The 23,082-nt window shown below is 60.8% G+C and carries 13 protein-coding genes; 9 read left to right on the top strand and 4 right to left on the bottom strand.

The genetic code is table 11. The annotated features are described in order from the left end of the window. The first annotated feature begins 38 nt into the window (after positions 1-38). Positions 39-479, top strand: coding sequence for a carboxymuconolactone decarboxylase family protein (locus AC1UK9_RS10130; RefSeq protein ID WP_025110418.1), 441 nt, complete (start codon positions 39-41; stop codon positions 477-479). Between the two features lie 138 nt (positions 480-617). Here the strand turns inward: AC1UK9_RS10130 and AC1UK9_RS10135 are convergent, their stop codons facing one another. From AC1UK9_RS10135 to AC1UK9_RS10145, 3 genes are all read right to left on the bottom strand, one after another. Further along, the gene (locus AC1UK9_RS10135) at positions 618-2,210 is read right to left on the bottom strand and encodes a DHA2 family efflux MFS transporter permease subunit (protein ID WP_482579961.1); all 1,593 of its coding nucleotides are present in this window, start codon (positions 2,208-2,210) and stop codon (positions 618-620) included. Beyond that, positions 2,207-3,328, bottom strand: a complete 1,122-nt coding sequence (locus tag AC1UK9_RS10140; RefSeq protein WP_473015094.1) for an HlyD family secretion protein — start codon at positions 3,326-3,328, stop codon at positions 2,207-2,209. The genes AC1UK9_RS10135 and AC1UK9_RS10140 overlap by 4 nt, the downstream gene beginning before the upstream one ends. A gap of 96 nt (positions 3,329-3,424) precedes the next feature. Further along, positions 3,425-4,189 carry an AraC family transcriptional regulator gene (locus tag AC1UK9_RS10145; protein WP_482579962.1) on the bottom strand — a complete coding sequence of 255 codons (765 nt, stop codon included), beginning with the start codon at positions 4,187-4,189 and terminating at the stop codon, positions 3,425-3,427. Between the two features lie 100 nt (positions 4,190-4,289). Here AC1UK9_RS10145 and AC1UK9_RS10150 point away from each other — a divergent pair, with 100 nt between their 5' ends. From AC1UK9_RS10150 to AC1UK9_RS10160, 3 genes are all read left to right on the top strand, one after another. Continuing rightward, the gene (locus tag AC1UK9_RS10150; protein ID WP_482579963.1) at positions 4,290-5,423 is read left to right on the top strand and encodes an MFS transporter; all 1,134 of its coding nucleotides are present in this window, start codon (positions 4,290-4,292) and stop codon (positions 5,421-5,423) included. A gap of 108 nt (positions 5,424-5,531) precedes the next feature. Next, positions 5,532-7,259 (top strand): ShlB/FhaC/HecB family hemolysin secretion/activation protein, encoded by a 1,728-nt coding sequence (locus AC1UK9_RS10155; protein ID WP_482579964.1) that lies wholly within the window; start codon positions 5,532-5,534, stop codon positions 7,257-7,259. Between the two features lie 113 nt (positions 7,260-7,372). After that, positions 7,373-11,842 (top strand): hemagglutinin repeat-containing protein, encoded by a 4,470-nt coding sequence (locus tag AC1UK9_RS10160; protein ID WP_482579965.1) that lies wholly within the window; start codon positions 7,373-7,375, stop codon positions 11,840-11,842. A 139-nt stretch (positions 11,843-11,981) separates the two neighbouring features. Here the strand turns inward: AC1UK9_RS10160 and nhaA are convergent, their stop codons facing one another. Continuing rightward, positions 11,982-13,190: a Na+/H+ antiporter NhaA gene (gene nhaA / locus AC1UK9_RS10165; RefSeq protein ID WP_482579966.1), complete on the bottom strand. Its 1,209-nt coding sequence runs from the start codon at positions 13,188-13,190 to the stop codon at positions 11,982-11,984. A 276-nt stretch (positions 13,191-13,466) separates the two neighbouring features. Here nhaA and AC1UK9_RS10170 point away from each other — a divergent pair, with 276 nt between their 5' ends. From AC1UK9_RS10170 to AC1UK9_RS10190, 5 genes are all read left to right on the top strand, one after another. After that, complete coding sequence (locus AC1UK9_RS10170; RefSeq protein WP_482579967.1) at positions 13,467-13,844, top strand: c-type cytochrome; 378 nt, start codon at positions 13,467-13,469, stop codon at positions 13,842-13,844. A gap of 429 nt (positions 13,845-14,273) precedes the next feature. After that, positions 14,274-14,789 carry an Hcp family type VI secretion system effector gene (locus tag AC1UK9_RS10175; protein WP_047601845.1) on the top strand — a complete coding sequence of 172 codons (516 nt, stop codon included), beginning with the start codon at positions 14,274-14,276 and terminating at the stop codon, positions 14,787-14,789. A gap of 127 nt (positions 14,790-14,916) precedes the next feature. Continuing rightward, complete coding sequence (locus tag AC1UK9_RS10180) at positions 14,917-17,823, top strand: type VI secretion system Vgr family protein (protein ID WP_482579968.1); 2,907 nt, start codon at positions 14,917-14,919, stop codon at positions 17,821-17,823. Beyond that, a complete protein-coding gene (locus AC1UK9_RS10185; protein WP_482579969.1) occupies positions 17,820-22,514 on the top strand; it encodes an RHS repeat-associated core domain-containing protein in 4,695 nt (1,564 codons plus the stop codon). Before AC1UK9_RS10180 ends, AC1UK9_RS10185 begins: the two co-directional genes overlap by 4 nt. Beyond that, positions 22,511-22,972 carry a hypothetical protein gene (locus AC1UK9_RS10190; protein ID WP_482579970.1) on the top strand — a complete coding sequence of 154 codons (462 nt, stop codon included), beginning with the start codon at positions 22,511-22,513 and terminating at the stop codon, positions 22,970-22,972. The genes AC1UK9_RS10185 and AC1UK9_RS10190 overlap by 4 nt, the downstream gene beginning before the upstream one ends. The last annotated feature ends 110 nt before the right edge of the window (positions 22,973-23,082 follow it).

Below are 23,082 nucleotides of genomic sequence, written 5' to 3' on the forward strand. Positions count from 1 at the left end.
TACCTTAGTCACACATTCACCGGCCCCGGACACTCACCATGAAAGCTCGTACCGATTTCTACACCGCTTCCCCTGACGCCCTGAAAGCGATGATCGCGCTGGAAACCGCGGTCTCGAAACTGCCGCTTGAAAAGACCCTGGTCGAACTGGTCAAGCTGCGCGCTTCGCAGATCAATGGCTGCGCGTTCTGCATCGACATGCACACCGCCGATGCGATCAAAGGCGGCGAGACCCCACGCCGGTTGTTCGCGGTGACCGCATGGCGTGAAGCGCCGTTCTTCACCGAGCGTGAACGCGCTGCGCTGCTGTGGACCGAATCGCTGACCCAACTGAGCCTGACTCACGCCCCGGACGAAGACTACGAAGTCGTCGCCGCGCAGTTCTCGCCCAAGGAAATGGTCGACCTGACTGTGGCGATCAGCACCATCAACAGCTGGAACCGTCTGGCGGTAGGTTTCCGTAAAACCCCTCAGCTCTGACCGTTCACGGTCGATAACTGTGGGAGCGGGCTTGCTCGCGAAGGCGTCGTGTCAGTCACATTAGTGGTTATCTGACACACCGCTTTCGCGAGCAAGCCCGCTCCCACAGTGGAAAGTGCATACCACTCAGAAGGGTGATCAGTGCGCATCCGCACTCGGCGCGGCCGGTGGTTGCACCTTGCGCATCAAGGGCACCATCGCCGTGGCGATGACGAAGCACAGCATGATCATCAGGAAGGTGTCGCCGTAGGTCTGGGTTTGCGCCTCGCGGTACGTCAGCAGCCACAGTTGATGCAGGCCGGCGGTGATCCCGACGTCACCGCTCTGGCCCAGCGTCGCGAGATTGCCGCTGACCTGCGCCAGCCACTGGTTCATCGCCTCGTTGCTGCTGTTCAGATGTTCGGCCAAACGGGTGAAGTGCAGGTTGGTGCGGTCGTTGAGAATGGTCGCACAGGCGGCAATCCCGATCGCTCCACCGAGGTTGCGCATCAGGTTGAACAGGCCCGAGGCGTGCTTGAGCCGCGCCGGTGCCAGGCCTCCCAGAGTCAGAGTCACTGCCGGCGGCACCGCCAGTTGCTGGGCGATCCCGCGCAACGCTTGCGGCAGCATCAACTGAGCGGCGCCCCAGTCGTGGGTGATCGGACTGAACTCCCACATCGACAACGCAAACAAGCCCAGCCCGATCATCATGATCCAGCGCAAATCCATACGATTGGCGAGAAAGGCGTACAGCGGAATCGCCATGATCTGGAACACCCCGGTGGAAAAAACCGCCAGTCCAATGTCCAGCGCGCTGTAACCGCGCACTCGCCCGAGAAACAGCGGCGTCAGGTAAATCGTCGCGAACAGGCCAATGCCGGTGACGAAGGAAAAGAAGCAGCCGAGCGCGAAGTTGCGGTCCTTGAGGGCGCGCAGATCGACGATCGGATTGGCCACATGCAACGTGCGGCCGATAAAGGCCAGACCCGCCAATGCGCTGATCCATGCCGTGGTCAGAATCGTCTGATCGCTGAACCAGTTCCAACGCGGGCCTTCTTCGAGGGTGTATTCAAGGCAGCCGAGAAACAGCGCGAGAAAAACCATGCTCAGGTAGTCCGCGCCTTTGAGCAGCGACAACTCCGGCTGGTCGATTTTCACCAGCATCGGCACCGCCACGGCGACGAAAATGCCTGGCACCAGGTTGATATAGAACAGCCAGTGCCACGACGAAATGTCGGTGATCCAGCCGCCGATCACCGGCCCCAAGGTCGGCGCCAGCGACGCCACCGCACCGATGGTCGCAGCGGCAATCACCCGCTGTTTGCCGGTGAAGAAAAAGAACGCCGTGGTGAACACCAGCGGGATCATCGAGCCGCCGAGAAAACCTTGCAGCGCGCGAAAGGCGATCATGCTCTGGATGTTCCAGGCCACCCCGCAGAGCAGGCTGGCCAGGGTGAAGCCAACCGCCGAAGCGCAGAACAACCAGCGCGTGGAGAACACCCGCGACAGCCAGCCCGACAGCGGAATCACGATGATTTCGGCGATCAGGTAACTGGTCTGCACCCACGCGGTTTCGTCGGTGCCCGCCGAGAGTCCGCCCCCGATGTCACGCAGCGACGCCGAAACGATCTGGATGTCCAGCAACGCGATGAACATGCCGATGCACATCGTGGCGAAGGCGAACACTTTGGTCGCGGTGGCCATGTCGGCGGCATTGAACGGTTGCGCCGGGGCTGCGAGGGCAGTGCTCATGGCGCGACGGCCACGGCGGCGGTTTCAGCTGGCGCGCGGGTGTCGACTTCGGCGGTGACCGACAACCCCGGCCGCAGGTGGCCGAGCACGCCGTCGGCCGGGTCGAGCAGGATTCGCACGGGCACCCTCTGGACGATTTTGGTGAAGTTGCCGGTGGCGTTCTCCGGCGGCAGCACGCTGAATTGCGAACCGGTGGCGGGGGCGAGGCTGTCGAGGCGGCCATGGAACTCCTGGCCGGAGAGCACGTCGGCGCGGATGCTCACCCGTTGTCCGGGGTGCATTCTGGCGAGTTGGTCTTCCTTGAAATTGGCATCGACCCACAGCCCGCTGGCCGGCACCACCGACAACTGCTGCGAACCGGCCTGGGCATAGGCGCCGACCCGCGCGCGGCGGTTGCCGATCACTCCGTCAACCGGTGCGCGCAGTTCGGTGTAGCCGAGGTTCAACTGCGCCAGCTCACGTTCAGCGCGGGCTTGTTGCAGGGCGGCGCGGGCCTGTTGTTTCTGGGTGTCGATGACCGCCAGTTGGCGTTGTGCGGCGAGCAGTTCGGCCTGGGCTCTGGCACTCAAAGCTTGCGCGGTCTTGAAAGTGGCGTCGGCGCGCTGGGCGCTTTCCACCGACACGGCATTGGTGCTCACCAGCCGTTTGTAGCGGGTGTTGTCGTCCCGCGAGCGAGCGGTTTCGGCGCCAGTGGCATCGATGCCGGCACGGGCCTGGCCGATCACCGCTTGTTGCAGTTGTTCGGTGGCGTCGAGGTTGGCCAGCAGCGCCTCTTCGGCAGCCACGGCGCCTTCGGCTTTGGCAAGGTTGGCGCGGTAGTCCCGTGCGTCGAGACGGATCAGCACGTCGCCGGCCTTCACCGACTGGTTGTCGCTGACCAGCACTTCTTCAATGTACCCGGCAACCTTCGGCCCGATCACCGTGACATCGCCACCGATGTAGGCATCGTCGGTCTCCTCCAGAAAACGCCCGGTGCCCCACCAGTGAGCGGCGTACACGCCGACCGCCACCAGCGCGATCAGGCCGGCGCCGGTCAGCAGCAGGCGTTTGCGCAGGAGCGGTTGGGCAGTGGCGACTGCAACAGACAGGTCGGGCTCGAGGGTGGGCATGCTGGTCATGGCGTAATACCTGCGGAAACGGATCGTTATTACGGCTGTAATATGACGCGAGTAATATTTTGTGGCAATTGAATTTTTATGCCGGTCGTCAGTTGCTTATCTCAGCCAATGGCTGGGAGTGGTGCCGCTCATGGCCTTGAAGAACGCAATGAACGCGCTGTCGCTGGCAAACCCCAGCGCGCAGCCGCAGTAACTGATACTGCGCCCGGTGGCGAGCAATTCCATCGCACGCATCAAGCGCCACTGCTGGCGCCATTGCTGATAGCTCATGCCGGTTTCCCGCTGGAAGATCCGCCCGATGGTGCGGCTGCTGGCGCCGATCTGTTGCTCCAGCACGTGCAATTGCGGCGGCAGTTGTTCGGGCGCCAACAGCAGCGACGCCAGGCGTTTGTCTCGGGGCAGGGGCAGCAGCATCGGTTGTTGTGCAGCCTCTCGAATCTCGCTCAGGCACAGGCCAAGCAGATGAAACAGCTTGCCCTGATGCCAATCGCTGGCGAATTCGGCCTGTGCCATCGGTTCCAGCACCGCTCGCAGCAACGGGCTGACTTCAATCACGCACACCTGCTGCGGCAGCTCGCGGCACAGTTCGGGCAGCAGCCAGATCGAACGGTAATCGACGCTCTGTTGCATCACCGCCCGATGGCTGATACCGGCGGGAATCCACGCCGCTCGTGATGGCGGCAGGAGGCACAACTGCTGCGCCAGGGTGATGCGCGTGCAGCCTTGCCGGGTGTAGAGCAGTTGCCCGCGTTGATGGCAGTGCAATCCGGAATCGTGATCGCCAAGGGTGGAAGCGATGCCGATGACCGGTGCGCTGAAGTGATCAGGGTTGAAGGTCGCGTGGGCGTCGAGCCAGGCCATGGATTGTCCGATTTCAGAGATAAGTTGGCAGGGTTTGGATAATACGTCAGTCGAGACTTTTTAAACTCTTCGACGCTTTCACTTTGAAGAGTAAATCTCGATGAACAACAAACCCCTATTGTTGCTGGCGATTGCCCTGCTGATGTTTCCGCAGCTCGCCCAGACGCTCTACAGCCCGGCGCTCGGCGATATCGGCCGGGCCTTTGGCGTCGGGCCACAAGCGGCGGCGCAGACCTTGTCGGTGTATTTCCTGGCGTTCTCCTTCGGGGTGGTGACGTGGGGGCGGGTGTGCGACCGGATCGGTCGGCGTCCAACGATGCTCACGGGGCTGGCGATCTACGCGGCGGCCTGCGTCATCGGTTTGAGTGTGCGCAGTTTCAACGGCTTGTTGCTGGCTCAGGCCGTGGCGGCGTTTGGCGCAGCAGTCGGTTCGGTGGTGACCCAGACACTGTTGCGCGACCGCTTCCACGGCGCGGAACTGGCGCAGGTGTTTTCGCTGGTGGGCATGGCGCTGGCGGCCAGCCCGGCGATTGGCCTGTTCAGTGGCGCAGGGCTGGTGCATGGCTTTGGTTATCGCGGGGTGCTTGTGGCCTTGCTGTTGATCGCAACGGCGTTGTGGCTGTGGAGCTGGCGCGCCTTGCCGGAAACCCGCCCGTCAGCGCGGAGCTCTGTGGGGTTGCTGGACACCCTCGGGCGCATGCTGAGGGATGTTGGCATCTGGCGCTCGGCCCTGTGGATCGCCGCGTTCAACATCGCCCTGTTCAGTTATTACAGCCTCGGCCCGTTCCTGTTCGAACGGCTTGGCCTGAGCGGCGCCGCATTCGGCTACAGCGGGGTGATTCTCGCGTTGGGCTCAGGGTTTGGAGCATGGCTCAACCAACGGTTGCTGCGGCGCGGCTGCCACGCGCTGCAACTGATTCGCCTTGCCGCGATCTGCGCTCTGCTCGGGGGGCTGGGCGTGTGGCGGCTGCAGGACAGTAGCGCATTCGTGCTGCCGATGTTGCTGGTGGTGTTGGCTTTCGGCATGGCGATCCCGAATATTCTCGGTTCGGCGCTGGTCAATTATGCCGATCGCCTGGGCACCGCCGGGGCCCTGCTGGGGCTGTTTTATTACCTGCTGATCGGCGTCGGACTGATGCTCGCTGGCTGGGCGCAAGCCCTCGGGGAAACCCTGATGGCCTGCAGCGGCGTGGCCTTGCTGCTGACATTCAAGGCTGATAAATCAAATGTTTAAGAAATGTAAGCGCTGTAGGAAGCATCTTGCATTTGTGTAGGAAGGCTCTGACTATCACCAGCATTGATGAAGTGGCATTACGCCATTTTATGATTGCAAGGATGTTGCGTGCCGTATTTGCTTCGCGCTGTTTTTCGTCGTCGTTCCACGCGTTGCCCGCTGTTGTCGGCCTTGGTGTTGAGTGCGTGTGCCTCCTCGATTCAAGCGGCTGACCCTGTTGCGCCGGGCCAGGAAGTGCTGCGCCAGCAGCAACAGCAACAGCGCGATCTGCAACAACTTCAGCTGGAGCAACGCAAGCGCCAATTGGAGCGCGGCGCGTTCGGCCCGGCGCCCGCCACACCGGCGATCCCGCAGACAGTCGCCCCCGATGAACGCTGCTGGCCGCTAAGTGGCACGCGCATTGGCGGCGTCACCCTGATCGACAGCGACAAACTCAACGCACGGATCAAACCGTTGCTGGCGCCGTGCATGGGCGTCGGCCAGATCAACCATCTGCTGGCGACCATCACTGCGATCTACGTCGAGCAAGGGTACATCGCCAGCCGCCCGTACCTGTCAAACGCGCCGGCGGCGGGGCAGTCGCTGGATATCATGATCGACGAGGGCTACATCGAGTCCATCGAACTGGCCGATCAGAGCCTGCCCGTGTCATTGGGTGGCGCGTTCCCGCACATGCTCGGCCAGCCGTTGAACCTGCGCGATCTGGAGCAGGGTCTGGATCAGTTGAACCGCTTGCGCTCGATCGACCTGACTGCCGACATTGCCCCCGGCAGCCAGCCCGGTGCGTCGCGGATCATCCTGCGTTCGCGCACCTCCGGGCAGTCGCGCTGGGCGCTGGGGCTGGGGATCGACAACCTCGGCAGCGCCAGCACCGGGCGTGATCGCAACAGCGTCAGCCTGAGCTTCGACAGCCCGCTGCAACTCAACGATCTGTTGAGCCTCAGCGCCAGCGATACCTTGAATCAGGGCGACCGTTACAACCGCAACGCCAGCCTGTATTACGCGATTCCCTACGGCTACTGGACCTACAGCGTGTTCGCCAGCCACGCCGAATACCGCGCGCCGTTCAAACTGCCCAGCGTGACTTTCCACAGCACCGGTATCACCGATCAACTGAGCCTGCGTGCCGACCGCGTGTTGTGGCGCGACCAGAGTCGCCAGCTCAGCGCCAACCTGCAACTGGCGCACAAGGACGTCGACAGCTATCTGGAAAATGCTCGCCTGGGCATTCAGAGCCCGACCCTGACCGTGGCCGAAGCCGGGCTCAATCTGTTCTGGCTCGACCGTGCGGTGTGGAACCTCGACTTCACCTATTCACAAGGCTTGCGCTGGCTGGGCGCCGATGATGACGCCAATCATGCGGTCAATAACGTGCCCAAAGCGCAATTTCGCAAGTATCGCGCCGGCCTCAGCCAGTGGCGCAACGGCCAGTTCGGCGCGCAGGCCTGGCAGTGGCAGAGCCAGCTCAATCTGCAATACAGCCCCGACCCGTTGCCGGCCATCGAACAGTTGCTCGGCACCGACGATTCAGCGGTGCGCGGCTATCGGGTCAGCAGCGCCTCTGGTGCCAGCGGCGCGATCTGGCGCAACACGTTGCGCCTGCCGCTGCGCACCGACTGGCCGGTGCAGATCACCCCGCGCGTGGGCCTGGACAACGGCTGGCTCAAGGTCGACCACGGTGCACCGGGTCAACGCCTGAGCGGCGCCAGCGTCGGGCTCAACCTGGGCTGGAAGAATCTGCAAGTGGACGTCGATTACCAACGCGCCCTCAACACCCCCAACGGTTTGCAGCACGAGCCGGAGACCTGGCTGATGCGCGTGGGGTTACAGATATGAGCACCACCAAGACTCAACAAGCAGTGAACAGACAGCCGTCGGATCTGAGCGCGACAGCCACGGCCAATACTCAATCGCGCGCCGTGATGCCGTACTTACATGGAGACGTTTTTATGCCAGCACACACCTTTGCATTCCATCTTTCTCCTCGGGGCAAATTGCGCTGGGCGATCGCCAGCCTGTTCTTCGCCGTGCACCTGCCCAGCGCCATCGCCGGCGGTGTCGTGGTCGCCCCCGGCCCCGGCGGCACCGCGCAATTGCAGACGCAGGGCGGCGTGCCCATCGTCAATATCGTCGCGCCCAACGGCTCGGGCCTGTCGCACAACCAGTTCCTCGACTACAACGTCGACCGTCAGGGCCTGGTGCTGAACAACGCCTTGCAGGCCGGCCAATCGCAGCTCGCCGGGCAACTGGCGGCCAACCCGCAACTGCAGGGCCAGGCGGCCAGCGTGATCCTCAACGAGGTGATCAGCCGCAACCCTTCGGCGATCAATGGTGCCCAGGAAATCTTCGGCCGCGCCGCCGATTATGTGCTGGCCAACCCTAACGGCATTTCGGTAAACGGCGGCAGTTTCATCAACACGCCGAACGCCAATCTGGTGGTCGGTCGTCCGGAATTGAACGACGGCAAACTGCAGGCTCTGAATACCCGTGACGCCAGCGGTCAGTTGCAGATTCACAGCGCCGGCCTGCGCAACGGCGAGGGCTCGATCAACCTGATCGCCCCGCGTATCGACAGTCAGGGCCGCATCGATGCGCGCGATCAACTGAACCTCACGGTCGGGCGTAATCAGCTGGACTATGCCAGTGGTCAGGTGAAAAACGTGGACCCTGCGGGCAACACCAATGACCAACGCATCGACGCCAGCCTGTTCGGGGCGATGCAGGCCGGGCGCATCAACATCGTCAGCACCGCCGAAGGTGCCGGTGTGCGCGTGGGGGCGGTGCAAGTGGCCGGGCGTGACGGCGTGCAGATTCGCTCTGCTGGCGACCTCAGCGTCAGCGGCGAAGCGATCCCCAACAGCCTGGAAGTGACCCGTGCCGGTATCCGCAGCAGCCAGGGCGATGTCGGCCTGCACAGCGGCAAGGACCTGACGCTGGCCGCTGCCGATGTCAGCGGTCGCGACGTCAGCGTCGATGCCAAGCGCAACCTGACCCTGAGCACCGTCGAAAGCCGCAAGCTCCAGGAGAAGCGCGAGAACTGGAGCAACAGCACCATCGGCATCACCTGGGAAACCTACGACCGCACCCAGACCGACAGCGATTCGCGCCAGCATGGCAGCCAGATCGTCGCCAGCCGCGACGCCAAACTGTCCTCCGGCAAAGACACTGAACTCAAAGCCGCCAAGGTGGAAGCCGCGAAGAATCTCGATGTGCAGAGCGGCGGCGACCTGCGCCTGACCGCAGCCACCGAAAGCCACACCCAGACCGATCAGGGCAACCACCGCAAGCACCTGTGGAAGGCCGACTGGAACACCAGTAGCGAAGACCAGCGCAGCATCGGCAGCCAGTTGAAGGGCGGCAATATTGCCCTGCAAACCGCTGCCTTGTTGCGCTCCGAGGGCGCTGAACTGAACAGCGCCGGCGATGTGAAACTGGCGGGCAAGCAAGTGGACGTCACCACGGCCACACGCACCCATCGCAGCAATGACAACAGTTATTCCGGCGACCTGGTCGGCGGTGGTTTCTTCGGCAAGACCGGTGACGCCGACAAGGGCCAGACCCAGCACCAGGGCAGCAAAATCAACGCCACCGGCAAACTGCTCGTCAAGGCTGACGAAGTGCGCATCAGCGGCAGCCAGGTCCGTGGCGGCACCGAGGCCAGCGTGATCAGCGACCAGGGTTCGCTGGTGATCGACGGCGTGCAGGACACCTCGCACAGCAACAACCACGACAAGGACAGCAAGTTCTTCGGCATCACCAAGGACGAGTCGCGGCAGAACGCCAAGGACAGCACCACGGTGCGCAGCGAACTGGTCTCGGACAGCAACCTCAAGCTCAAGAGCGCCAAGGACATCGAGGTGGCCGGCTCCACGGTCAAGGCCGGCGCTGAGCTGACGGCGGACGCGGCGGGTGATGTGAACGTGCATGCGACGCAGAACACCCACGACAGCAGCTCGACCACCGAGACCCGTGGCTTCGACGCCTATGCCAAGGAGCAAACTGCGGAGCAATACCGCGCCGGGGTGCATTACGAAGACAAGCAGCAGACCGTCACCCGCAACGACGTCAACCAGCAAGGCTCAAGCCTCAGCGGTGGCAGCGTGCAGGTGAATGCCGGCGGCGATCTGACAATCAAGGGCAGTGAGGTCAAATCCACTGCGGGCGACACCACGCTGAGCGGCAAGAACGTGTCGTTGCTGGCCGAGCAGGACAGCCACAAAACCTCGACCGATACCTCCAGCACCGGCGGCGGTTTCTACTACACCGGTGGCCTCGACCGTGCCGGCAGTGGCGTTGATTTCGCCCACAGCACCACACAAGACACCAGCAGCAAGACCACCGCGCAAACCACCGCTGTGCAGAGCAGCGGCGCCCTGAACATCAACGCCGACAAACTGGTAACTGAAGGCGCGCAGGTCAAGGCCGGCAACGGTCTGAACGTCGCGGCCAACGAGATCGACAACCGCGCGGCCAGCAACACTGATAGCAGCACGCACAGCCAGAGCAACTGGTCGGCGGACATCGGCGCCAATGTCGAGTACAAGGATGTCGCCCGTCCGATCGCAGGTGCGGTCAAGGATGTGCTCAACGGCAAGGTGCCGGACAAGGAAGCCCTGAGCAATCTCGGCCAGCCGAACGTCGGCATCGACGTCGCGATCGGTCACGGCAGCGCGGACAAGTCCGAGCAGAACAGCAACGCGGTGGTCAGCCGTTTCGACGGTGGCAGCGTCGACGTGAAAACCGCCGGCACCCTGCACGATCAGGGCACGCAGTACAGCGCCAGCACCGGCAAGGTCAACATCAGCGCCGACAAACTGGTTGCCGATGCTGCGAGCAACACCCACAGCAGCACCGACAACTCGGTGGACGCGAAGGTCGACGTGCGCGTTTACACCAAGACCGGCGAAGACGTGAACGTCGCCGGCAGCGGCGCGGGCGGCAATCGCTACAGCAGCAAGGACAGCAGCACGGCGGTGGTTGGCGGCTATGCCGGCAACCAGGGCGTGAACATCAATGTCGGGGGTGACGCGCAGTTCGCCGGCAGCCGTTTCGATGGCGGGCAGGGCGGTGTGAGCATCAAGACTGGCGGCGATCTGGCGCTGAACCAGGCCAACGACCGCCAAAGCAGCAGCGACTCCAGCCTGCGCGGCAACGGCTCGCTGACCGTCGGCACCTTGCCGGGCACCGATGGCACCAACGTCGACCTCGGCGCCGGGTTCCAGCTCGACCACACCGGCAAGCAGACCAATGACAGTCAGGCCCACGTCGCCAGCATCAGCGGCAACGGTGCGGTGCAACTGAGCAGCGGCGGCAATCAGGTCCAGCAAGGCACGCAGATCGACAGCGCGGGCGCCATCGATCTGCACGCTGACGGCAAGCTTGACCTGCAAGCGGCCACCGATACGCATACCGCAACCGGGAGCAATCTCGGCGGTGGCTTGAAGGGTGGCGGCAGCAAGTCCAGTAGCGAGAAGAGTCGGGATCAGGGCGGCAATCTGAGCGGCAACTTCAACATCGGTCGGGTCAACGAAAACTCGCAAACCCTGACCGGTGGCCAGCTCAACAGCTACAGCGGTATCGCGTTGAGCGGTGATGCAGTGCACCTGCAAGGCACGCAAGTCGGCGCGCCGCACGTCACCGTCGATGCGCAGAAGGGCGGTTTCGTCCAGGAGTCGGCGCAGTCCACCGAGAGCCGCAACAACTGGAACGTCGCGCTGAATGCCGGCGGTAACCTGAGCAGCAAGACCCCGACCGCCGCTGACGAAAAGGCCAGCAGCGATCACGGCTTCAACGCCGGGGCCAAGGTTGGCGTCGATTACCTGCAAGGCACCACCCAGCAGAACAGCCAGATCAAGGCTGACACTGTGGTGCTGAACAGTGCCGGTGATGCACAGCTGTCGGGTGCGCGGATCGACGCGAATACGGTCAGCGGCAAGGTTGCCGGTGATCTGACTGTCGACAGCCGTCAGGACTCGAAGACCCAAGCCAAGGTTGACGTTGATCTGGGCCTGACCGCGAAGAAAAATCCACCGAGCGACAAGGAAAAACTCGCTGGCACCGACTACAAGCCGACGCTGAAGGCGCAGGGCGAATACACGCACAAGGACAGCGTGGCGCAGGCCTCCGGCATCAGTGGCAATCAAGGTGTGAAGTTGAACGTTGGTGGTGGCACCCAACTGACCGGCGCGCGGATATCGGCGCCTGAAGGCAAGGTCGATCTGGGCGGTTCGAAGGTGGGTAGCAGCGATCTGGTCAACCGTGAGTACGGCGTGAAAGCCGGGTTGGACCTGCCGCAGAAAACCGACGAGAACGCACCGAAGGTGTCCTTCGATAACGGCAATCTGAAAGTCGGTCCGGTGACCCTGAGCGGCAATCTGGACAGCCAGACCCTGCAAGCCGGGATCGACGAAAAAGGCTAAGCACTACCGCTGTAAAAGCTGTGGGAGCGGGCTTGCTCGCGAAGGCGGTGATTCAGTCGATAAATCAGCTGACTGAATCGACGCCTTCGCGAGCAAGCCCGCTCCCACATTAGTCTTCTGTCTCGACCAGATCCGACTATTAGTTCGACGCCTTCGCCTTACCCGCATTCAGCAGCACGATCACCGCCAGCAGCGCGGACAGGATCGAACCCAGCAACACGCCAACCTTCACCGAGTCGACCAACTGCGGTGCGCCCGGGAACGCCAGCGCACCGATGAACAGGCTCATGGTGAAGCCGATCCCGCAGAGCAGGGCGACACCGTACAGTTGCAGCCAGCTGGCACCTTGCGGCAGTTGCGCCAGACCACTGCGAATCGCCAGTGCGCCGAGGCCGAGGATGCCGATCTGCTTGCCGAACAACAGGCCCAGCGCCACGCCAAGCGGTACCGGCTCGAGCAGGTTGCTCGGGGAAATGCCAGCCAGCGACACGCCGGCGTTGGCGAAGCCAAAGATCGGCACAACAGCGAACGCCACCCACGGATGCATTTTTTCCTCGAGGTACAGCAGCGGAGAGTTGTGCTCGTCTTCCGGATTACCCAGCGGAATGCACAGCGCCAGAATTACCCCGGCGAGGGTCGCGTGGATGCCCGATTGCAGCATGAAGAACCACAGCAGGGCGCCGGCGATCAGGTACGGCCAGAGTTTTCTGACACCGCAACGGTTAAGGATCACCAAAAACGCGATCACTGCCAGCGACGCCAGCAACATGCTCACCGACAGCCCGCTGGTGTAGAAAATCGCGATGATCACCACCGCACCCAGGTCATCAAGGATGGCCAGCGCCGACAGGAAGATTTTCAGCGAAACGGGTACGCGTTTGCCCAACAGCGACAGCACGCCCAAGGCGAAAGCGATGTCGGTGGCAGCGGGAATCGCCCAGCCGCTCAAGGTTTGCGGATTGCCCCAGTTGATCGCGACATAGATCAGTGCCGGCACCAGCATTCCGCCCAAGGCGGCGAAACCCGGTAGCGCGCGTTGGCCCCAGGTCGACAGCTGGCCGGCGAGCATTTCGCGTTTGATTTCCAAGCCCACCAGCATGAAGAAGATCGCCATCAGGCCATCATTCACCCAATGCTCGATCGACAAACCGGCGATCTTGATGTGCAGGGTCGAGAAGTACGTGGCCGCCCACGGCGAATTGGCGATCAGCAGTGCGGCGAGCGCAGCCGTCATCAGGATCAGGCCACCGGCAGATTCGGCAGCGAAAAAACGGGAGAGAAAGGCCATCGCAGACGGCGAGCCCTGACGGGCTTGGGTAGCATGCAGGCGTGACGGATCGTGGCTCATAGGCACGGCAACTCCGCGCGGCGGCCCGACCTGCGCTGAATTAAACCTGCCCTGCCGCGTTGTTGCGGTGGCACCCGGGCGGCATTTTACACAATAGCGGGGGGCTTGGGGGGAACGCGGGGGCAGTTTCGCTGACAGGTACGCCCGGGGCTGTGAAGGGCTGCAAGGAAAGCGACGGTGGGTCGCTGCCCGGCAATTTCTCGATACGAAGAAAGGGCCTTGCAGTTGTGTGCTTAGCTGTACGCCGTTTGTTTTAGCCTCTGACCTTATACAAAAATGAAAATAGCATTCGTCGCTTTACTCGGTTTGTTATCAGTCACTCAAGCGGCACCGTCCGTTGCGGATAATGCCAACGGCAAGAATCTGTATACGCAGCGATGTGCCGTGTGCCACGGCGCAGATATCAAGGCAACAGGGCCTTTGGCCAACAAAAGCAAGCCGCCGACCCCTGACCTGACAACAGGCGCTTTCAAGAAGCGCCTGAATGATTATCCGGGCGTTATCGTATCGTCGATAATCCTTCGGCCCAATGGAAACCTGATTCCAGACACCTTGCGGGAGAACGGCGTAAAGATCGCGCCGCACGCCTGGAGCGTCAGGGATCTGCGCGATCTGCATCAGTACATGAGTGAGGTGATTGCAAAATCACGATGATCCCGAGATGAGCGGCGAATTGTGGGTCTTCAAAAAACATGAGTCTTCATGGTTTGGTTTTCGGCCGTGCTGAAGTGCTGACTTGGTCTGGCTGTATCAGAGTTTTAGCCGTTGATGTGTTGTGGAAGCTTTTTTGAAAGTGCGCAACTTCTTGCGCACTTGTTCCGCATATTTGGCTCGATAAATCGCTGCAGCCCAAGTAGATCGAGGCCTGCAGCCAAGTGCGCAGCTTCTTGCACACCACTGCGCAACTTCTTGCGCACTTTTCCTTTATTTTTGCGGATTTATCCCAGCATCCGCGAGGAAAACGCTCGCAAGCCACGGTTTATAAGGCCCGAAAAAAGTTGGCATGTAATTTGATGGCAGATGGCCGCCTCCTAGGTGATTTCACCTATGACTCATCCACTGATCCAGCAAGGAGCACCTCCCATGGCAACACCAGCGTACATGTCGGTTACCGGCGAAAAACAAGGTCTGATCACTGCCGGCGCATTCACCGCCGACTCCGTTGGCAACACCTACCAGGAAGGCCACGAAGACCAGGTCATGGTTCAGGCTTTCAGCCACGACGTGATCATCCCGCGTGACCCACAATCCGGTCAGCCAACCGGTCAGCGCGTTCACAAGCCAGTTGTGATCACCAAAGTCTACGACAAGGCTTCGCCTCTGCTGCAAGCTGCTCTGACCTCCGGCGAGCGCATGAGCGAAATCGTGATCCAGTGGTACCGTACTTCTGCTCAAGGTACTCAAGAGCACTACTACACCACCAAACTGGAAGACGCGATCATCGTCGCCATCAACAACAAAATGCACAACTGCCAGGATCCAGGCAACTCGCACTTCACCCACCTGGAAGAAGTGCAGTTCACCTACCGCAAAATCACCTGGACCCACGAAGTATCCGGTACTTCGGGTTCCGATGACTGGCGTGCTCCAGTCGTTTAATTACGGCTGATTGTTGTACTGCCCCGGCCAGTGCGGCTGGCCGGGGCGGCTTTGACCTACAGATTTTTTTGCGTGCGCCACGCTTCACGGACGGGCGCCCGTCGCAGCATTGCGCGAGGAACAAGGGATGTTCTCACCGGCCAACCAGCCTCATTTCAATCTGACCATCGATGGCGCGGACAGCGATTTCCAGGTGCTATCGTTCACCGGGAAAGAGGCGCTCAACACCCCCTTCGAGTTCGAGCTGGAACTGGTCAGTGAGAAAGCCTCGATCAACCTCGAAAGCCTGCTGCACAAACTCGCGTTCCTGCAGTTGTCACCCAGCGGCACGGGGATTCACGGGCTGATCTACAGCATCGCCCAGGGCGAGGCCGGCAAGCGCCTGACCCGCTACAAAATCTCCCTGCGCCCGCAGCTGTCGTACCTCGCGCATCGGGTCAACCAGCGCATCTTCCAGCAGATGACCGTGCAGCAGATCATCAGCAAGGTGCTGGAAGAACACGGCATCCTCGCCAGCGACTATCACTTCCAGCTGAGCGCGATTTACCCGGAGCGCATCTACTGCGTGCAGTACGACGAAAGCGACCTGCATTTCGTCCAGCGTCTGTGCGAGGAGGAGGGGATTCACTACCACTTCCAGCACACGTCCAGCGTCCACAAACTGATGTTCGGCGATGACCAGACGGTGTTCCCGAAACTGGCGCCCGTGGCCTATCAGCAGGACTCAGGACTGGTCGCCGACAAACCGGTGGTCAAGCGTTTCGGCCTGCGTCTGGCCACCCGCACCAGTCGCACCACGCGGCGCGATTACGACTTCGTCAAACCGAAAATCGAGCTCGAAAGCGATGCCAAGAGCAGCGCCCAGCCGGATCTGGAAGACTACGATTACCCGGGCCGTTTCGTCGATCGCGAGCGTGGCAAGCACCTCGCCAATCGCGCACTGGAACGCCATCGCAGCGACTATCGGCTGGCCGAGGGCAACAGCGATCAGCCGATTCTGGTCAGCGGGCATTTCCTCGCCCTGACCGAACACGCCAACCCGACGTGGAACGATCTGTGGCTGCTGACCGAGATCTTCCACGAAGGCAAACAGCCGCAAGTGCTGGAAGAGTCGGTGACCAGCGACACCACCGACAACAAGGACGATTTCCACCAAGGGTATCGCAACCGCTTCAACGCGATCCCGTGGGACGTGCCGTACCGTCCGCCGCTCGATCACCCGAAACCGAAGGTGCTCGGCACCCAGAGCGCGGTGGTCTGTGGCCCCGAGGGCGAAGAGATCTACTGCGACCAGTACGGCCGTGTGAAGGTGCAGTTCTTCTGGGACCGCGAAGGCGAGCACGACGACAAGACCAGTTGCTGGATGCGCGTGGCGTCGAACTGGGCCGCCGAAACCTTTGGCGCGATCAACATTCCGCGGGTCGGCATGGAGGTGTTGATCACCTTCCTCGAAGGCGATCCCGACCAGCCGCTGATCACCGGTTGCCTGTACCACGGCGCCAACCTGCCGCCGTACAAACTGCCGGACTTCAAGACCCTGGCCACGGTCAAGAGCAAGGAATACAAGGGCAGCCGCGCCAACGAACTGCGCATTGACGACACCACCAGCGAAATCAGCATCGCGCTGCGCAGTGACCACGGCGCGAGCGCGATCAATCTCGGTTATCTGACCCATCCGCGCCCGAGCGGCGGACAGCCGCGTGGCGAAGGTTTCGAGTTACGCACCGACCGCCACGGCGCCGTGCGTGCCGGGGCCGGTCTGCTGATCACCACCGAGCCGCGCCCGAACGAATCGAAACACCATAAGGATCTACCGGAAACCGCTGAACGCCTCGCCACCGCGAGCGATCAGCAGGACGGCTTCGCCACCCAGGCCAAAGAGCTTCAGGCCCAAGAGGCTGGCGATCAGGACGACGTCGCCAAAGCCCTGCACGCGCAGCATCAAGGTGTGCTTGGCAGTGGCCCGGCGAACATGACCGCCAACGAATTTCCGGAGTTCACCGAGCCGCATCTGGTGCTCGCGAGTCCCGCCGGCATCGCCCTGACCACGCCGCGCTCCAGCCACATCGCCACCGGCGAACACCTGGCGCTGAGCAGCACCGGGCACACCAGTTTTTCCATCGGCAAACGCCTGCTGGCCAGTGCCAGCCGTGGCATGCGCCTGTTCGTGCAGAGCATGGGCTGGCGCCTGGTCGCGGCGTCCGGTGACATCGACGTCAAGGCACTGAAGGACAGCATCAACCTGCTGGCCAAACTCAACATCACCGCCAACGCCGACCGCATCACCCTCACTGCCAAAACCGAACTGGTGATCCAGGGCGGCGGCAGCGCCACGACCTACAACGCCGGCGGCATCACCCACGCCACCAGCGGCCCGTACACCGCCCACGCGGCGAACTTCGCCTACACCGGCGCGAAAAGTCTCGCCGGGGTGTTCCCGGAACCGCCGAAACCGGGCAAGGGCAATCTGGAATTGTTCAACCAGTACGCCGGGCGTCAGGGCATCAAGGACGGCGATTACGAAGTCATCGATGCGCTGGGCAAAAGCATCAAGGGCAAGCTCGACGGCAAGGGTTTTGCCAGCGTCGCGGGTGCAGCGCCGGGGCCGGCGCGGGTGCTGTTCGGCAAGGACCCGGCGGACACCTGGAGCGATAGCAGTTACATCGGCAAGCCGGAGTGGCCGTTGAATCCGCCGGGTGTCGAAGACATTCCGAGTCAGGTGCAGGCCATGGTGGCGCAGGCGTTGCCGAGCAAGAACTGGGATCTGTTGGAGAAGGGCAAGGAATTGGCACAGAAAGGGATGGGCGCGGTGCAGACCGCACAAGGCGCGATGCAAACGGCGCAGCAGGTGAAAGGCGCCGTGCAGGGCGGAATGGCCGGGCTGCCGAAACTGGCGAGTGCGGCGATGCCGAGTGCGTCGGGAATTCTCGGTGCGGCGAGTAAGGCGGGCAAGTTGCCGAGTCTGCCGGCGCCGACGCTTCCAAAACCTTCCTTGAAAACCCCGGGCCTGCTGGCGGGTGAGATGCTGTCATGACCACTGAAAATGCTGTTGTAAAACGTGAACCTCAAGTTGCCATCGTTCCCCTGAATGCCATCGAAATTCAGGATGTCGCCAGCGGTGCGGCGACTTTCGACGCTTGGCTTCAATCCGCCAGTGGTGGGGTGGTCACTCTCGACCGGATTAAGAACGTCGCCGGCGCCTTACCCGTGATGGGCAACATCATGGCGCTTGTCGATGCGCTGGGTGACATCGTCACGCTGTCGAATGCCCAGAAGCGTGATTTGCTGGCTTGGGCCAGTCTGGGCATCAACCTGATCGGTGTTTTGCCGCTGCCACCGGCGATGGCAGCAGCCCGTATGACGTTGCGCCCAACACTGTTTCTGGTACGTCAGGAGATGAGGGCCAGCAGTAAGATGCTGATCAGTTCGTCGGTCATCGAGATCCTGATCGGGCATTTGAACGAGTCCATCATCGGCACGCTCGACGATTTCGTTGAGCAGGCCAAAGGCAAGTTGCCCGGTATTCTGGCGGACGCTGGCAAGCTGGGTGAAGACGTTATCAACGAAATTGCCAAAGGCCTCGACACAGTTGCCAATGGCAAACTCGATGCCAAGGGTGATGCGCAGGCGGCTAGCCAAAAAATCAGCGCTGCTGGCGACCAGCTCCTGAACGATCCACTTGCGGCGATCGACAATATATTCGGAGCCGCTGCCAGCGCGTACAAGGCTGCAGGCAAAGGCTTAGCCAACAGTGCCGCTGATCACCTGCTGCCCGATGATGTGAAGAAGCGGGTTGCCACGGAAACCGCAAAACTGCGTGCGATGGGGCCGGAGCTGCGCACCCAGTTGAGTAAGCTGGACGATGAGTCCGTCCAGAACTCCATCGGTTGGTTACTGCTGATACTGTCAAGTGCCGTCACCCTGTGGCGCAAGCGCAATGCCCATGGTCAGAGTGCCGCAGTCCATACGGAGAAGACCAGTCAGGCCAAGCACATGGCTTCAGAGGGCCAGTTGGGTGTTAACCAAAAGCAAGCTCCGGCGAAAGGCGCGCCCAATCCAAAGAAAGGCCCCTGTGAATGCGCCACGGACTTCAGCATCAATTTCGCCTTGGGTTCGGAAAGCCTCAGCCATACCGATTTCAGCCTGCCCGGCCCCTTCCCGATCGAGTGGAAACGCGCTTACAACTCCCGCCTTGATGCCTACGATCAGAGCGAACTCGGCGCTCGCTGGATCAGCGAGTTCACCACACGTTTCGATTGCGTGGATGATGGCCTGACCTTCTACGGCGCCGATGGCCGCGAGCACAGCTATCCGCTGCCCAAAGTCGGCCTGTTCCACTACGACGCCATCGAAAACATCACACTGGTTCGCAGTGGAGAAGACCAGTTGCTGTTGTGCCGTGGCTTCGAACGCAAGGAAACCTACGTCCGCCGTGGCCAGCGCTTTGTGCTGAGCAACATCTCCCTGCGCAACGGTGCCGGGATCATGTTGCATTACGAGCATCGCTACGGCGAACACTCGCTGCTCTCGGACCTGATCACTTATCAGGAAAACGACACCAGCAAGGTGCACTTGCACCTCGGCACGATGATCGACGATCACGGCCGGTTTATCGGCCTCTGGCAGATCGTTGACGGCAAGCCGTTGCGACAACTTTGTGCGTACCAATACGACACCTATGGCGACCTGATTCAGGCGCAGGACGAGAACGGCGCAGTCTGGTCGTATCAGTTCCAGCATCACCTGATCACCCGCTACACCGACCGCACCGGGCGCGGCATGAACCTGCAGTGGGACGGTTCAAGCGCCAAGGCCAAAGCCGTGCGCGAATGGGCCGATGACGGCAGCTTCGACACGCGCCTGGAGTGGGACGAAAACATCCGTCTGACCTACGTCACCGACGCGCTCGGAAACGAGACCTGGCACTACTACGACATCCTTGGCTACACCTATCGCATTCGCTACGCGGACGAGCGTTCGGAATGGTTCTTCCGCGACGAGGCCAAGAACATCGTGCGCCGCGTGAATGCCGATGGCAGCACAGATCGCTACAGTTACGATGAGCGCAGCAATCTGCTTGAGCACATCCGCGCCGATCACACGGTGATGCATTACGCCTATGACGATCAGGACTTGCTGATCAAGATCAGCGATGCCGAGGGCGGTCAGTGGCAACGCGCTTATGACGACCAAGGCAACCTGGTCGAAGCGCTCGATCCGTTGGGCAACAAAACCGAATACGCCTACAACAAATCCGGCCAGCCCACCGCGATCAAGGACGCCAACGGCAACGAAAAAACTCTGGACTACAATGACGCCGGGCAACTGGTTGAGTACGTCGATTGCTCGGGCAAGACCAGCGCTTGGGAATACAACGAACTCGGGCAGATGATCTGCTTCACCGACGCGGCCGGCAACGCCACCGAATACGAATACAAGGCCGGCCAACTGGTGCTGATCAAGCACCCGGACAAGACCGAAGAGCGTTTTGAGCGTGATGCCGAAGGTCGGCTGCTGGCGCATGTCGACGGTCTCGATCGTTGCACCACGTGGAGCTACAGCGCTGCCGGTTTGATCGCCGAACGTGTCGATGCCGCCGAGCAAACCCTGCGCTACCGCTGGGACCGTCTCGGACGGCTAACGGCCCTGGAAAACGAAAACGAACAACGTGCGCACTTCCACTACGACCCGGTCGGACGCCTGCTCGAAGAACGCGGCTTTGATGGGCGCAGCACGCGTTATCAGTACGACCCACTGACGGGTCGCCTGGCCCAAACGATCAATGGCCAACGTGTAATCTCGTTGAGCTTCGACCCGATGGGCCGCTTGACCGAGCGTCGCGCCACCTTGGGCGATCAGTCGCAAAGCGAAACCTTCGCCTACGATGGCAACGGCAATATGGTGCTGGCCGACAACGCCGACAGCCGCCTGCAATGGTTCCACGACCCAGCCGGCAATTTGCTGCGCGAGCACCAACATTATCTCGGACTGGAAAAACCCACCGTTGCGATCTGGCAGCACGAGTACGACGTGCTCAACCAGCGTGTTGCCACCGTTCGCCCCGACGGCCACCGCGTCAGTTGGCTCACTTACGGTAGCGGCCACCTGCTGGGCATGCGTCTGGATGAGCGCGAACTGATCGGTTACGAACGCGACGACCTGCACCGCGAAATCGCCCGCCATCAAGGCAATCACCTGCTGCAAACCCAAAGCTGGGACCCGGCCGGACGCTTGCAGGAGCAACTGCTGGGGCGCAGCGATGACAAAAGCATTCTGCTCAAGCGCGAATACAAATACGACGCTGCCGGCCAACTGACTGACATCAACGACAGTCGTCGTGGCCCGCTCGCCTACCGTTACGATCCCGTCGGCCGACTGCTCAGCGCCGTGACGCATCAAGGCGTTGAAACGTTCGCCTTCGACCCGGCCGGTAACCTGCTGGATGACAAGACTGCCGAAATCCGTCGTCCACTGGATCTGACGTCACCGCGCAGCAAACTGGTCGACAACCTGCTGCGCGAATACGCCGGCACGCATTACGACTACGACGAACGCGGCAACCAGATCCAGCGCTGGCAAAACGGCCAACGCTCCGATATGCGCTGGGACCTGTTTGATCGACTGGTGCATTTTGAGGACCCGCGCCTGAGCGTGGATTTCGCCTACGACGCACTGGGACGCCGCCTACACAAAAACTCCCGCGCACACTACAAACAGCGGCCTGAAGCAGGTTCCCTCTGGAACAGAAACGAACACGCCCGCAAGCAGCGCGAATTCGGCTGCGGCTTTACCTTGTACGGCTGGGATGGCGACAACCTCGCTTGGGAAAGCAGCCCGGCGCAGAGCGATGGCGAGCCGGGACGCACGGTGCACTATGTTTTCGAGCCGGGCACTTTTGTCCCAGTTGCGCAGGCTGTACGGCATGCGCCGATCAATCTGATTGGGCTACCGGATTACAGCGGTGAATACAGCCTCGATGAAGACCCGGTTTGGAATCACAAGGCAACGGCATTACCGTTTGATGCGTTGGCCTGGTATCAGTGTGATCACCTGGGCACGCCGCAGGAATTGACGGATTCGCAAGGCAACTTGGCCTGGACCGCGCAGTGCAAGGCGTGGGGGCAGGTGACGGAACAGCGTTCAGAATGGGCGCGGCAGCATGGTGTGACGAATCCGATACGGTTCCAGGGGCAGTATCACGATCATGAGACGGGGCTGCATTACAACAGGCATCGGTATTACGACCCAAGCGTTGGTCGGTTTATAAGTAAAGACCCTGCCCGCTGGGCAGGAGGGCTGAATTTTTATGCCTACGCGCCAAATCCTATCCAATGGGTGGATCCACTTGGGTTGGCTCGTGTTAAGGGGATAACGCCGAATAATAAGGGAACCCGCACAACCATAGAAAGTGACAACCTTCCACAAACTGAGATAGGTTTCAGCAAGCGTGCTCTAGGCAATGGTATCCATGATCCAGTAGTGGCTGAACTTTATGAGGATGTTCATATTGACGATCGTTCTGTCTTTCATGGTGATTGCGGCGAGGCGGACGCCCTTAGCAATATTGCGAAAAAATACAACGTTAAGACAGTCGATGAGTTGAAGGCTCTAACTAAAGGTGGCAGATCAACGACGCACAGGAATGATGGCGTTTTGAAGCCATTCTGTAAGTCATGTAAACAAGTTATGGGTAGGCTAGAAATGGAAGATGGAGCCACACAATGATTGATAGTATAGAAGTTAAAGAGTTTGATGATCTGGAGGAGCAGTTGCTTGATGCGAATGTTTCTTATGGCGAGATGACGCGTGAGTACGCTAGTTATCTAATGGGTCTTATCCAAAGAGGTGAGTTAAAAACTATTGCTGCCAGCAAGTTGGAAAAGTTGGTGCCGTTCTTGAAAGAGGCCATCTTGCGCGAGCGTATCGAAAGTGATGAAGTACTTCGAAAGAAGCTCACTGTCGATCTCTGGAAAATGGAGCAGCAAAGTCGCAAGGAAGATGAAGATTTTGCAAATTTCATCCGAGGTGTGCTCTATTGCTATGGTACAGAGGAGGTTTGGGAAGAGGAGGGCGATGGTCCAACCCCTATCTATCTTTACTTTTTGATCCTGAAAAAAATATTGCCGGGTCTGAGGAAAGATTTTATTAGTAGTTTTAATCGATTCCTTGGCGGGCGCAGATAAGCCATTCTCTGTTTTTTTGTCGGGCTCAGATAATAATGGCTGGAGAGAATCTCTCCAGCATTACTTAGGCCAGAACTACAAATATAGTGCAATCGGTTCATAAGAAATTT

It is taken from the genome of Pseudomonas sp. AK-TSAG1-1, from assembly GCF_056821665.1.

Coding starts and splice junctions, on each gene's coding strand:
- AC1UK9_RS10130 (WP_025110418.1), top strand. CDS start 39: ATGAAAGCTCGTACCGATTTCTACACCGCTTCCCCTGACGCCCTGAAA.
- AC1UK9_RS10135 (WP_482579961.1), bottom strand. CDS start 2,210: ATGAGCACTGCCCTCGCAGCCCCGGCGCAACCGTTCAATGCCGCCGAC.
- AC1UK9_RS10140 (WP_473015094.1), bottom strand. CDS start 3,328: ATGACCAGCATGCCCACCCTCGAGCCCGACCTGTCTGTTGCAGTCGCC.
- AC1UK9_RS10145 (WP_482579962.1), bottom strand. CDS start 4,189: ATGGCCTGGCTCGACGCCCACGCGACCTTCAACCCTGATCACTTCAGC.
- AC1UK9_RS10150 (WP_482579963.1), top strand. CDS start 4,290: ATGAACAACAAACCCCTATTGTTGCTGGCGATTGCCCTGCTGATGTTT.
- AC1UK9_RS10160 (WP_482579965.1), top strand. CDS start 7,373: ATGCCAGCACACACCTTTGCATTCCATCTTTCTCCTCGGGGCAAATTG.
- nhaA (WP_482579966.1), bottom strand. CDS start 13,190: ATGAGCCACGATCCGTCACGCCTGCATGCTACCCAAGCCCGTCAGGGC.
- AC1UK9_RS10170 (WP_482579967.1), top strand. CDS start 13,467: ATGAAAATAGCATTCGTCGCTTTACTCGGTTTGTTATCAGTCACTCAA.
- AC1UK9_RS10175 (WP_047601845.1), top strand. CDS start 14,274: ATGGCAACACCAGCGTACATGTCGGTTACCGGCGAAAAACAAGGTCTG.
- AC1UK9_RS10180 (WP_482579968.1), top strand. CDS start 14,917: ATGTTCTCACCGGCCAACCAGCCTCATTTCAATCTGACCATCGATGGC.
- AC1UK9_RS10185 (WP_482579969.1), top strand. CDS start 17,820: ATGACCACTGAAAATGCTGTTGTAAAACGTGAACCTCAAGTTGCCATC.
- AC1UK9_RS10190 (WP_482579970.1), top strand. CDS start 22,511: ATGATTGATAGTATAGAAGTTAAAGAGTTTGATGATCTGGAGGAGCAG.